Below are 12,776 nucleotides of genomic sequence, written 5' to 3'. Positions count from 1 at the left end.
ATGGAGATGATATGATTAAAAATGCTTTATTATTTACTACTCTTCCAATCGGATGTCCAAACCTAATCCCTTAAGTTCGTGCATCAATACGTTGAAAGATTCTGGCAATCCAGGTTCTGGCATGGTCTCACCTTTTACAATGGACTCATAGGTCTTGGCCCTACCGATAACGTCATCAGACTTCACGGTCAAGATTTCACGTAGGGTTGATGAAGCTCCATAGGCCTCTAGTGCCCATACCTCCATCTCACCAAAACGCTGACCACCAAATTGTGCCTTACCACCCAACGGTTGCTGTGTGATCAAGGAGTATGGTCCAATAGATCTAGCGTGCATCTTGTCATCTACCATGTGTCCTAATTTCAACATATAGATAACTCCCACGGTTGCCGCTTGGTCAAAACGCTTCCCTGTTCCACCATCATAAAGGTGGGTGTGTCCAAATCTTGGCACTCCAGCCTCATCTGTAAGTGCATTGATCTGCTCCAAGGTAGCTCCATCAAAAATTGGGGTTCCGTACTTTCTGCCCAATTTAAGACCTGCCCAACCGAGAACAGTTTCGTAAATCTGTCCAATGTTCATACGGGAAGGTACCCCAAGTGGGTTCAATACGATATCCACTGGTGTTCCATCTTCCAAGAACGGCATATCCTCCTGACGAACGATTCGCGCCACAATACCTTTGTTACCGTGTCGACCCGCCATTTTATCACCTACCTTAAGCTTACGCTTTTTGGCGATGTATACCTTGGCCAATTTCATGATTCCCGCAGGAAGTTCATCCCCAACAGAAATAGTAAACTTATCTCTACGTAGGTTACCTTGGATGTCGTTCAACTTGATCTTGTAGTTGTGCAACAAGTCGGCCACCAATGCATTGGTTTTGTCATCCGTTGTCCAGCTACCACCAACCAAGTGAGCAAAGTCATCCACGGCATTCAACATTTTAATGGTGTATTTCTTTCCTTTTGGAAGTACTTCTTCACCCAAATCGTTGATTACCCCTTGTGAAGTTTTACCATTGATCAAGCCAAACAATTTCTCGATCAAGATATCCTTCAACTGTTGGAATTTCACTTCGTAGTCCATTTCCAATCTTGAAATGGCCTCTTTATCCTCGGAACGCTTACGCTTGTCCTTGATGGAACGGGAGAACAACTTCTTGTCAATCACCACCCCTCTCAAGGAAGGAGAAGCTTTCAAGGAAGCATCTTTTACATCACCCGCCTTGTCACCAAAGATGGCACGCAGTAATTTTTCTTCCGGAGTTGGATCGGATTCCCCTTTTGGAGTAATCTTACCTATCAAGATATCACCAGGCTTTACCTCGGCACCGATACGGATCATACCGTACTCATCCAAGTCCTTGGTTGCCTCTTCGGAAACGTTTGGAATATCGTTGGTCAATTCCTCCGCACCCAATTTGGTATCTCTAACTTCAAGGGCATACTCATCAATATGGATGGAAGTAAAAATATCCTCACGTACCACTTTTTCGGAAATCACGATCGCATCCTCAAAGTTGTATCCTTTCCAAGGCATGAAGGCCACCTTCATGTTTCTACCCAAGGCCAATTCGCCTTTTTCAGTGGCATATCCTTCACAAAGTACCTGTCCTCTTTTTACCTTATCGCCTTTTCTAACAATAGGCTTTAGGTTGATACTGGTACCTTGGTTGGTCTTTCTAAACTTCACCAAATCGTAGGTCTTGGAATCTTCCTCGAAGCTTACCAAGCGCTCTTCTTCCGATCTTGTGTATTTAATGGTAATTTTCTGTGCGTCCACATATTCCACAACACCATCACCTTCGGCATTGATCAATACCCTGGAATCCGTGGCCACTTGTCTTTCCAGACCGGTACCAACGATTGGGGATTGTGGTCGTAATAATGGAACCGCCTGACGCATCATGTTTGATCCCATCAAAGCACGGTTCGCATCATCATGCTCCAAGAACGGAATCAATGAAGCGGAAATGGATGCAATTTGGTTAGGGGCAACATCCGTGTAGTTCACTTCTGATGGATCTACAACCGGGAAATCACCTTCTTCCCTTGCAATTACCTTATCATCCTGAATTTTCCCTTTTTCATCCATAGGGATGTTGGCTTGGGAAATCTTCATCCCCTCTTCTTCTTCAGCACTTAGGTAACTGTATTCCTTGGTGTTCACTACTCCATTTTCCACCTTACGGTATGGAGTTTCCAAGAAGCCCATTGGGTTTACTTTGGCAAATACTGATAGGGAAGAAATCAATCCAATGTTCGGTCCTTCAGGAGTTTCAATAGGACAAAGTCTTCCGTAGTGGGTATAGTGAACGTCACGTACCTCGAAACCGGCTCTTTCACGGGAAAGACCTCCTGGCCCCAATGCGGACAATCTTCTCTTGTGCGTAATCTCGGCCAACGGGTTGGTCTGATCCATGAACTGGGACAACTGGTTGGTTCCGAAGAAAGAATTGATTACCGAAGACAAAGTCTTGGCGTTGATCAAGTCAATCGGGGTAAATACCTCGTTGTCACGTACGTTCATACGCTCACGAATGGTACGTGCCATACGAGCCAAACCTACACCAAACTGAGATGACAATTGCTCGCCTACTGTTCTTACACGACGGTTGGACAAGTGATCGATATCATCAATCTCCGCTTTGGAGTTGATCAACTCTATCAAGTATTTAATGATGGTAATGATATCTTCCTTAGTCAAAACTTGTTTGTCCATTCCAATATCAAGACCCAATTTCTTGTTCATTCTATAACGACCTACCTCACCTAGGTTGTAACGTTGGTCAGAGAAGAACAATTTATCGATAATACCTCGCGCAGTTTCCTCATCTGGCGGCTCGGCATTACGCAATTGTCTATAGATATGCTCTACCGCTTCCTTTTCAGAGTTGGTAGGGTCTTTTTGCAAGGTATTGTGGATAATGGCGTAATCAGATTGCGCATTATTCTCCTTGTGGAGTAGGATAGTCTTGACATCGGCGTCGATAATTTCATCCACATGCTCTTTTTCAAGAACGGTATCACGATCTAGGATGATCTCATTACGCTCGATGGACACCACTTCACCGGTATCTTCATCCACGAAATCTTCGTGCCATGTGTTCAATACCCTTGCAGCCAATTTACGGCCCAACACCTTTTTAAGACCGGCTTTGGAAACCTTTACTTCCTCGGATAGGTCGAAAATCTCCAAAATGTCCTTATCCCGCTCATATCCGATAGCACGGAAAAGCGTGGTTACGGGCAATTTTTTCTTTCTATCAATGTAAGCGTACATAACGCCATTGATATCAGTTGCAAATTCAATCCAAGAACCTTTGAAAGGAATTACCCTGGCAGAATACAACTTGGTACCGTTGGCGTGGAACGATTGTCCGAAGAATACACCTGGTGAACGGTGCAACTGGGAAACAACTACCCGCTCTGCCCCGTTGATCACAAAAGTTCCGCTGGGAGTCATGTAAGGGATGGTTCCCAAATACACATCCTGAACGATGGTTTCAAAATCTTCGTGCTCTGGATCGGTACAGTATAATTTTAGTCGCGCTTTCAATGGAACGCTATAGGTAAGCCCACGCTCTATACATTCTTGGATGGAATATCTTGGTGGGTCTATGAAATAGTCTAGAAATTCTAGAACAAACTGGTTTCTAGTGTCTGTGATTGGAAAATTTTCCATGAAGGTGTTGTAGAGACCTTCATTTCCTCTTTCGTCAGATTTGGTTTCAAGCTGAAAAAAGTCTTGAAAGGATTTAATCTGAATGTCCAAGAAATCCGGGTATTCCGGTATGTTCTTAGCGGATGCGAAATTTACTCTTTCAGTATTGTTTGTGAACATCAATGGACAAGTTTTGATCGTGAATACTATGCGGGTTGGTGTACGGCTTTATACACTCCTTATTAAAAGAGGCTAAGGCCTAACCATTAAAATGGAAAGACCTTAACCAAACTTGTATGGTAAAAGCTATTATTTAAGCTCAACTTCTGCTCCAGCTTCTTCCAATGATTTTTTGATACCTTCTGCCTCATCTTTGGCAATACCTTCCTTAACAGCTTTAGGAGCGCTGTCAACGATGTCCTTAGCATCTTTCAATCCAAGACCGGTCAACTCTTTTACAAGCTTAACAACAGCCAATTTGGAAGCACCGGCAGCTTTAAGGATCACGTCAAATTCTGACTTCTCCTCAGCAGCCTCACCTTCACCACCACCAGCGGCAGCACCACCAGCAACGGCTACTGCAGCAGCAGCAGGCTCAATACCGTATTCTTCTTTTAATATGTCGGCCAACTCGTTTACCTCTTTTACTGTTAGGTTAACCAACTGTTCTGCAAAATCTTTTAAATCTGCCATTTTTCTATCGTTTAAATAAAATTTTTAAAATATACTTAGTTAATTGTGCGCGAATTATTCTTTCTCAGATAAGGTCTTAAGGATACCAGCAAGTTTTCCACCACCAGATTTAAGCCCAGAAATAACATTCTTGGCCGGTGATTGCAACAATCCGATAATATCCCCAATAACTTCCTCTTTGGACTTGATACTTACAAGTGCATCCAGGTTGTCGTCCCCGATGAAAATTGCTTCTTCAATAAAAGCACCTTTCAATACAGGTTTATCCGATTTTTTTCTAAAGTTCTTGATAAGTTTCGCAGGTGCATTTCCGGTTTCGGAAAACATCATGGAGGTATTCCCTTTCAATACTTCGGGAAGTTCTCCAAATTCCTTATCAGAAGCTTCCATTGCTTTTGCAAGCAAGGTGTTCTTTACGACCGCAAGTTTAATGTTTGCCTTAAAACACGCTCTTCTCAAATTAGAGGTGTCAACAGCATCCAAACCTGAGATATCTGCCAAATAAATATTGGCGTTCTCAGCTAACTGTGCAGTCAAATCTTCGATTACGGTTGCTTTTTCTTCTCTTGTCATCGTTATAAATATTGAACTACCAGTTAAGAAACTGCTTTAGGATCTAATTGAACACTAGGACTCATGGTACTGGACAAATAGATGCTCTTCATATAAACACCTTTTGCAGCAGCAGGCTTCATTTTTACCAAAGTATCCAACAATTCCTTGGCGTTACCTGCAATTTTATCAGCGGAAAAGGAAGCTTTTCCAATTGCTGCGTGTACAATACCTGTTTTGTCCACTTTAAAATCAATTTTACCGGCCTTCACATCGGAAACAGCTTTTGCCACATCCATAGTTACGGTACCGGTCTTTGGATTGGGCATTAAACCTCTTGGCCCCAAAACTCTACCTAAAGGACCTAGTTTACCCATAACGCTTGGCATGGTGATGATTACATCAACATCGGTCCAACCGCCTTTAATTTTATCCAAATATTCATCCAACCCAACAAAGTCAGCTCCAGCCTCTTTGGCTTCCGCTTCCTTATCCGGGGTCACCAATGCCAAAACTTTTACGTCTTTACCTGTTCCATGAGGAAGGGTAACCACGCCACGCACCATTTGGTTTGCTTTTCTTGGGTCTACACCCAAACGAACTGCAAGGTCAATGGAAGCGTCAAACTTTACATTGGTTATTTCTTTTACTAAAGCTGATGCCTCTTCCAAAGAATAGAGCTTGTTCTTATCTATTTTGGAATGGGCTTCTTTCTGCTTTTTAGTCAATCTTGCCATTATTAAATTGCTTTAAGATTTTAAAAAGGTCTTTTACCAGCTACTTTAAGTCCCATAGATCTTGCAGTACCCGCAACCATACTCATTGCAGATTCTACGGTAAACGCATTCAAATCGACCATTTTGTCTTCAGCGATTGCTTTTACCTGATCCCAGGAAACACTACCTGATTTAACCCTGTTAGGTTCGCCAGATCCTTTTTTAATCTTAGCTGCTTCCAACAATTGAACTGCCGCGGGTGGTGTTTTTACAACAAACTCAAACGATTTGTCTTTGTAAACGGTGATAACAACTGGTAATACTTTACCAGGTTTGTCCTGTGTACGCGCATTAAACTGCTTACAGAACTCCATAATGTTAACACCAGCAGCACCTAAGGCGGGTCCAACCGGTGGCGATGGATTCGCAGCACCTCCCCTAACTTGTAATTTAACTACCTTATCTACTTCTTTTGCCATTGTTTTTAATTAAAATGAAAGTGTGTTAATTGGAAGCAACACAACTTTATATATGTAACAGCTCTATTTTATTTTTGAGAGTCAAGACCTTTAGTGACAAGATTCAAGACTGCTCACTGTCTTGTTTCTTGGTTCCATCCATCTTGAATCTATACTTTTTCTACTTGCATATAACTAAGCTCCAATGGTGTTTTTCTTCCGAAAATTTTCACCATCACCTCAAGCTTACGCTTCTCTTCATTGATCTTCTCAACCGTTCCGTTGAAACCGTTGAAAGGACCATCAATTACTTTGATAGTTTCACCCAAAACAAAAGGAATGGCCACATTGTCCGTGTTCACGGCCAACTCATCCACTTTTCCAAGCATTCGGTTTACCTCTGCCTTTCTTAGCGGAACTGGATCTCCACCTTTGGTTTCTCCCAAAAAGCCAATTACATTGGTAATGGAGCGAATGATGTGCACCATTTCCCCACCCAAATTGGCCTTGATCATGATATATCCAGGAAAGTAAACCCTTTCTTTGTTGATTTTTTTCCCGTTACGGATCTGTACAACTTTTTCAGTAGGCACAAGAACTTCTTCCAAGTAATCACCAAAACCATTGCGCTCCACTTCACTTTCGATGTAGCCTTTGATTTTGTTTTCCTGACCACTAACAGCCCTTACTACGTACCATTTTTTCTCCAGAACCTCAGACATACCCAACTATCCTATTATGTTATCAAAATACAAACGGATCAACTTACTGAACAGGGAATCCACTCCCCAGGTGGCCAATGCAAACAAGATTGAAAAAACCGCCACAATCACCATTAGATTGGATGCCTTTTCCCTGTCTAACCACGTAACGTTACTCTTTAATTCTTCAAAAGATTCCTTAATGTAAGTGAACATAGTGTATTTGTATTTTCTCTCGCACGGGAGGAGAGACTTCCTTCGACTTCGCTCAGGATAAACTTCTCGTCCCAGTACGTTTTTCGTCTTTTCCGCTTTGCACGGGAGGAGAGACTCGAACTCCCGACACCTGGTTTTGGAGACCAGTGCTCTACCAACTGAGCTACACCCGTTTATATTTACACTGAAAGGTATCCCGATTTATCGGGACACCCTTTAGTGCAATATTTATTGTAATATGATTTAATCTAGGATCTCAGTAACCTGACCGGCACCAACAGTTCTACCACCTTCACGGATAGCAAAACGAAGACCTACACTCAATGCGATTGGCTGAATCAAATCAACATTGATAGTCAAGTTATCACCTGGCATTACCATTTCAACTCCATCAGGAAGACCAATGTTTCCTGTTACGTCAGTAGTTCTTACGTAGAACTGTGGACGGTAGTTGTTATGGAATGGTGTGTGACGACCACCTTCTTCTTTCTTAAGGATATAAACCTCGGCTTTGAATTTAGCGTGTGGCTTAACGGAACCTGGCTTACAGATTACCATACCTCTTTTGATGTCGGATTTTTCAATACCTCTCAAAAGGATACCTACGTTATCACCAGCTTCACCTCTATCCAAAATCTTACGGAACATCTCAACACCAGTAATGGTAGAAGCCAATTTCTCAGCACCCATACCAATGATATCAACTGCATCACCTGTATTGGCAACACCTGTTTCGATACGACCGGTAGCAACAGTACCACGACCAGTAATGGTGAATACGTCTTCTACAGGCATCAAGAAATCCTTATCAACATCTCTTTTAGGAAGCTCGATCCACTCATCAACCGCAGCCATCAACTCCATTACAGTATCTACCCATTTTTGCTCACCGTTAAGTGCACCAAGTGCAGAACCAGAGATTACAGGTCCGTTGTCACCATCGTACTCATAGAAAGAAAGCAATTCCCTTACTTCCATCTCAACAAGTTCCAAAAGTTCGTCATCGTCAACCATGTCAACTTTGTTCAAGAAAACAACGATTCTTGGAATACCAACCTGACGCCCAAGAAGGATGTGCTCACGAGTTTGTGGCATAGGTCCATCAGTTGCAGCAACAACCAAGATGGCACCGTCCATTTGTGCAGCACCAGTAACCATGTTCTTTACGTAATCCGCGTGACCCGGACAGTCAACGTGTGCGTAGTGACGGTTTTGTGTTTGATACTCTACGTGAGACGTGTTGATGGTAATACCCCTTTCTTTTTCTTCAGGAGCATTATCGATAGAATCAAAGCTTCTAAGCTCTGACAAGCCCGCATTAGCCAATACGGTAGTAATAGCAGCGGTCAACGTAGTTTTTCCGTGATCCACGTGGCCAATAGTACCAATATTTAAGTGCGGTTTGGAACGATCAAAAGTTTCCTTTGCCATTTTAAATAATTTTAATCTTAGTTTATATTAGTGTACAAATCGTTTTGAGCCAATGACGGGATTTGAACCCGTGACCTCTTCCTTACCAAGGAAACGCTCTACCCCTGAGCTACACCGGCGTAAAGTGTTGAATCAACTACCTTTAAAAACCTTTAAAGGAAGAGATTCCTGCTTTCACTTCGACTAGGCTCAGTATAAGTGCAGGAATGACTTTAGAGCGGGAGACCGGGTTCGAACCGGCGACATTCAGCTTGGAAGGCTGACGCTCTACCAACTGAGCTACTCCCGCATTTATGGATTTTACATCCAATGGTATTCAATATTTCAACTTAAATCCCAACACAAGTTGGAATTGAACTTTAAACTTTCATTTACATTCTTACAAAAGTAACCTTTTGACAAATGCCCCCTCAAGTTTGTTGTGGGGAGAGCAGGATTCGAACCTGCGAAGGTGAAAACCAACAGATTTACAGTCTGTCCTCGTTGGCCGCTTGAGTATCTCCCCGCCTTATTTTCAGTAACTTACGAGCCGATAGAGGGACTCGAACCCACGACCTGCTGATTACAAATCAGCTGCTCTAGCCAGCTGAGCTATATCGGCTTTTTAGAGCCTTTTTTACATAAAAAAAGTCCGCTATTTCTAACGGACTGCAAATGTATATATTTATTTTTTTAATCAAAATAAATTTTCAAAAATTTTCATCAAGCTTTTGCCCTCATTTTCTCTTTCTTTTTCACCAATTGTCTTTCCAAAGAACTACAGGCAGAATCCACAGCTTCCTCAAAAGATTTGCATTGCTTTTTCACAATGATTTTATCCCGGGGCACCAACAACTTGATCTCCACTATCTTATTTTCCTTTGCGCTTGTATTTTCCACTTTTAAATACACATCGGAACCTATTACCTTATCATAAAAAACATCCAGCTTATCCATTCGTTTTTGAATGAAATCCAATAGCTTGGCATCCGCGTCAAAATTTACCGATTGTGCATTTACTTTCATAAAATTTAGTTTTTAGGGTTGCCCAGGGCAACTTGGTTAAACATTTCAAGAAATCCACTATTTCTTGTTTCTGGGATGGGCGTTCAAGTGAACCTTTTTGAGTTCGGCTATACTATTGTGCGTGTACACCTGCGTAGATGCCAAACTGGAATGCCCCAATAATTCCTTAACGGAATTCAAATCTGCTCCCCTATTTAGCAAGTGGGTTGCAAAGGTGTGCCTGAGTATATGGGGGCTCTTTTTCACCTTAGGGGATACCAAACTAAAATACTTATTTATGGTACGATAAACAAGTGTTTCATAAATTTTAAGACCTGCCTTGGTCAAAAAAAGGTGGGTGTTATCTGTAACGGAATTAAGCTGGCTGCGCTGCACCAAATAGTCCTGGAGCATCTGTACCGTAGCGGGCAAGAGCGGTAACAGTCTTTCTTTATTTCTTTTACCCAGTACTTTAAGGGTTTGGCCAGAGGCATTGAAATCTGTACACTTTAAATTGACCAGCTCTGCCCTGCGAACACCGGTTGCATATAGCAATTCAATAATCAGCTTGTCCCTAACCCCTTCAAAATCGTCTTCAAAAGGTATTTCCAACAATATCTTCTCCATTTCCTGCTCGGAAAAAGGCACTTCCACCTTTTTGTTGGTCTTAAGTGCCCTATGTTTTGCCAGAGGAGAGACATTTAGCTGTCCTATCTTTTGTAGAAATCGATAGTAGGCCCGTAAAGACGATATCTTTCTATTTACCGTGCGATTGGAAATCCCATTGCCGACCAGGTCAACAATCCAGCTTCTTATAATGGTATACTCCACATCATCTATGGAGGTTATCCCATACGTATCGCCACAAAAACCAGCAAACTCCATAATATCCTTTTGATAGGCGGTAATGGTATGCTCCGAGTAGTTTTTCTCCAACCTTAAATATGATATGAAAGCGGACAGCTGCATGAATCAAAGTTACCCATTGCAATTACATTTAAAAACAAAAATCCCGTTACAATGTTTTGCAACGGGATTCTATATGGTTCGGAAATAAGATTCTAGATTTCCTCCTGATCTCTTAGTCCTTGTATATATTGAGCTTTTTGAATTTCAGCTCTACGTTTTACAGAAGGCTTTGTAAATTGCTGTCTTTTACGCAATTGACGCATGGTACCTGTCTTATCAAACTTACGCTTGAAACGCTTTAAAGCTCTATCGATGTTTTCTCCTTCTTTTACTGGTATAATTAACATGGGCTACAACCTCCTCTCTTTTAGATTTTGGAGTGCAAATATACTGCTAATAAATAGAATTGAACAAATTACTTGAGGATATTTCTTGAAATAACCACTTTCTGGATTTCGGTAGTCCCCTCACCTATGGTGCAAAGCTTGGCATCCCTATAGAACTTCTCCACGGGAAAATCCTTGGTATACCCATATCCTCCATGAATCTGTACCGCTTCGTTGGCCGCTTTCACACAGACCTCAGAGGCATACATCTTGCACATGGCCCCTAATTTGGTCACAGGTTTGCCTTCATTTTTAAGAAACGCTGCCTTATGCAACAATAACTCCGAGGCTTCAATCTCGGTAGCCATATCTGCCAACTTAAAGGATATCCCTTGAAATTCACTGATGGGTTTTCCAAATTGCACCCGCTCTTTGGAATATTTCAATGCGGCTTCATATGACCCTTTGGCCACACCAAGTGATAGTGCTCCAATAGAAATTCTTCCGCCGTCCAAAACCTTCATGGATTGAATGAAACCTTCCCCAATCTCCCCCAAACGATTTTCATCCGGAATCCTACAATCAGAGAAAATGAGCTCAGCCGTTTCACTGGCCCGCATTCCCAACTTATCTTCTTTCTTACCACTGCTAAACCCAGGAGTGCCTTTTTCAACAGCAAAAGCAGTCATTCCTCTGCTATCCCCTTTTTCTCCGGTACGGGCAATGACAACAGCAATATCACCACTTATTCCATGGGTGATGAAGTTCTTGGCACCATTGAGTATCCAAAAATCCCCATCCTTAACCGCTGTAGTATTCATTCCCCCCGCATCTGAACCGGTGTTGTGCTCGGTCAAACCCCAGGCGCCCAACCATTCGGCTGTTGCCAATTTAGGGATCCATCGCTGCTTTTGTTCGTCATTCCCAAAAGAAAGAATGTGATTGGTACATAAGGAGTTATGGGCAGCCACAGAAAGTCCAATAGCAGGATCCACTTTGGAAATCTCCTCCAAAATGGCAACGTACTCATGATACCCAAGTCCAGAACCTCCAAGTTCGTCCGGTACCAATACTCCCATGAAGCCCAGCTCCCCAGCCTTTTTAAACACCTCTATGGGAAACGTCTGTTTCTCATCCCATTCCATCACATAAGGTTGAATGTACTGCTGCGCAAATTCACGTGCAGCCTCAGCAACCATCTTCTGGGTCTCTGAATATTCAAAGTTCATCGTGGACAAAGTATCCGTAACCATTCGCAAAATTTTATAGGGTCAAATATAATTTAATTCTATCAATCCTTTCTTTGGGAAAAGTCTCCACCTTGGCTAAATCATCCAAGGATTTAAAAGATCCATTCACTTGTCTGAACTGAACAATTTCCTGGGCCAAACTTTGGCTGATATAAATTAAACGGGATAATTCCTCAACTGTTGCCGTATTCACATTGACTTTTCGGATTTCGGGTGGGGTCAACACCTTAAATTTCTTTAGGGTGCGTTCAACAGCCTCTGGCTCCAATCCATAAACATCATGGAGCTGCTCCTCAACCAAGAACCCACCCAATCGGTCCCTAAACTTGATAATACGAGCAGATAGCTTGTCACCAATCCCTTTTACCTTTTTGAGGTCTTGAGCGGTAGCTTTGTTTAAATCCAGAATTTCAACGCTATTGGATTCATTGCGCTTCTTCGTAAAGGTTGATTTAGCACTTTTATTCCAATTGGGAAATTTGAAGTAAGGTGATATCTCATCAAGCAGGGAGTCCGAAACCAGGGTGACTCGTTGAAACTCCTTGGCAGAGTTTACATACTTGCCTTGTTTTCTGAAGGCATATAATCTATCCAGTTCTTCTGGGGCAATTCCCAAGGTATACCCTTTATATTCCGTGATAAAGTTTGGATTGAATGGATATAACTTAAAGGAAGGCTTTTGTTGCTGGATATGCTGCAAACTGTCTACCCAAGATTGCTCCATGTTATCAACCAGAAACTTGGAAGGTTCCCCATTGGAAGAAGAACTGACATAAAAGTAAACCCCTTGCAATGCAATAATGAGTAGCAACAAAAAGAAAATCCCACTCCGTTCTTGTTTATTGAATCTGAAGTGGGAATTAAGTTTTTTCAA

General features: G+C 42.1%; 13 protein-coding genes and 5 tRNA genes. All 18 read right to left on the bottom strand.

Annotated elements, in window-relative coordinates; genetic code table 11:
- Positions 1-36: 36 nt before the first annotated feature.
- The gene (gene rpoB / locus ACOOE0_RS11130) at positions 37-3,846 is read right to left on the bottom strand and encodes a DNA-directed RNA polymerase subunit beta (protein ID WP_420398989.1); all 3,810 of its coding nucleotides are present in this window, start codon (positions 3,844-3,846) and stop codon (positions 37-39) included.
- 129 nt (positions 3,847-3,975) lie between these two features.
- Positions 3,976-4,359 carry a 50S ribosomal protein L7/L12 gene (rplL, locus tag ACOOE0_RS11125; protein WP_420398988.1) on the bottom strand — a complete coding sequence of 128 codons (384 nt, stop codon included), beginning with the start codon at positions 4,357-4,359 and terminating at the stop codon, positions 3,976-3,978.
- A gap of 54 nt (positions 4,360-4,413) precedes the next feature.
- A complete protein-coding gene (gene rplJ / locus ACOOE0_RS11120) occupies positions 4,414-4,932 on the bottom strand; it encodes a 50S ribosomal protein L10 (RefSeq protein WP_420398987.1) in 519 nt (172 codons plus the stop codon).
- A 23-nt stretch (positions 4,933-4,955) separates the two neighbouring features.
- Positions 4,956-5,648, bottom strand: a complete 693-nt coding sequence (rplA, locus tag ACOOE0_RS11115; protein WP_420398986.1) for a 50S ribosomal protein L1 — start codon at positions 5,646-5,648, stop codon at positions 4,956-4,958.
- A 20-nt stretch (positions 5,649-5,668) separates the two neighbouring features.
- Positions 5,669-6,106, bottom strand: coding sequence for a 50S ribosomal protein L11 (gene rplK / locus ACOOE0_RS11110; RefSeq protein WP_073181477.1), 438 nt, complete (start codon positions 6,104-6,106; stop codon positions 5,669-5,671).
- A 149-nt stretch (positions 6,107-6,255) separates the two neighbouring features.
- Positions 6,256-6,807 (bottom strand): transcription termination/antitermination protein NusG, encoded by a 552-nt coding sequence (nusG, locus tag ACOOE0_RS11105; protein ID WP_138839375.1) that lies wholly within the window; start codon positions 6,805-6,807, stop codon positions 6,256-6,258.
- A 6-nt stretch (positions 6,808-6,813) separates the two neighbouring features.
- Complete coding sequence (gene secE, locus ACOOE0_RS11100; RefSeq protein WP_138839377.1) at positions 6,814-7,002, bottom strand: preprotein translocase subunit SecE; 189 nt, start codon at positions 7,000-7,002, stop codon at positions 6,814-6,816.
- Between the two features lie 100 nt (positions 7,003-7,102).
- Positions 7,103-7,175, bottom strand: a tRNA-Trp gene (locus tag ACOOE0_RS11095).
- Between the two features lie 70 nt (positions 7,176-7,245).
- Positions 7,246-8,433, bottom strand: coding sequence for an elongation factor Tu (gene tuf / locus ACOOE0_RS11090; RefSeq protein ID WP_420398985.1), 1,188 nt, complete (start codon positions 8,431-8,433; stop codon positions 7,246-7,248).
- Between the two features lie 47 nt (positions 8,434-8,480).
- Positions 8,481-8,552 (bottom strand) — tRNA-Thr (locus tag ACOOE0_RS11085).
- Positions 8,553-8,649: 97 nt separating this feature from the next.
- Positions 8,650-8,722 (bottom strand) — tRNA-Gly (locus tag ACOOE0_RS11080).
- Positions 8,723-8,855: 133 nt separating this feature from the next.
- Positions 8,856-8,938, bottom strand: a tRNA-Tyr gene (locus ACOOE0_RS11075).
- Positions 8,939-8,960: 22 nt separating this feature from the next.
- Positions 8,961-9,034: transfer RNA gene (locus ACOOE0_RS11070), tRNA-Thr, on the bottom strand.
- Between the two features lie 101 nt (positions 9,035-9,135).
- Positions 9,136-9,438: a ribosome hibernation-promoting factor, HPF/YfiA family gene (gene hpf, locus ACOOE0_RS11065; protein ID WP_138839381.1), complete on the bottom strand. Its 303-nt coding sequence runs from the start codon at positions 9,436-9,438 to the stop codon at positions 9,136-9,138.
- A 57-nt stretch (positions 9,439-9,495) separates the two neighbouring features.
- On the bottom strand, positions 9,496-10,386 hold the full coding sequence (locus tag ACOOE0_RS11060; protein WP_420398984.1) for a tyrosine-type recombinase/integrase: 891 nt from the start codon (positions 10,384-10,386) through the stop codon (positions 9,496-9,498).
- 92 nt (positions 10,387-10,478) lie between these two features.
- A complete protein-coding gene (gene rpsU / locus ACOOE0_RS11055; protein WP_073181465.1) occupies positions 10,479-10,673 on the bottom strand; it encodes a 30S ribosomal protein S21 in 195 nt (64 codons plus the stop codon).
- A 68-nt stretch (positions 10,674-10,741) separates the two neighbouring features.
- On the bottom strand, positions 10,742-11,881 hold the full coding sequence (locus tag ACOOE0_RS11050; RefSeq protein WP_420402215.1) for an acyl-CoA dehydrogenase family protein: 1,140 nt from the start codon (positions 11,879-11,881) through the stop codon (positions 10,742-10,744).
- A gap of 34 nt (positions 11,882-11,915) precedes the next feature.
- Positions 11,916-12,776 (bottom strand): ComEA family DNA-binding protein, encoded by an 861-nt coding sequence (locus ACOOE0_RS11045; protein ID WP_420398983.1) that lies wholly within the window; start codon positions 12,774-12,776, stop codon positions 11,916-11,918.

The organism is Flagellimonas sp., from assembly GCF_965215805.1.
GTDB lineage: Bacteria > Bacteroidota > Bacteroidia > Flavobacteriales > Flavobacteriaceae > Flagellimonas.
Note: the sequence above shows the minus strand (reverse complement) of the source record. Positions and strands in the feature narration are given on the sequence as shown.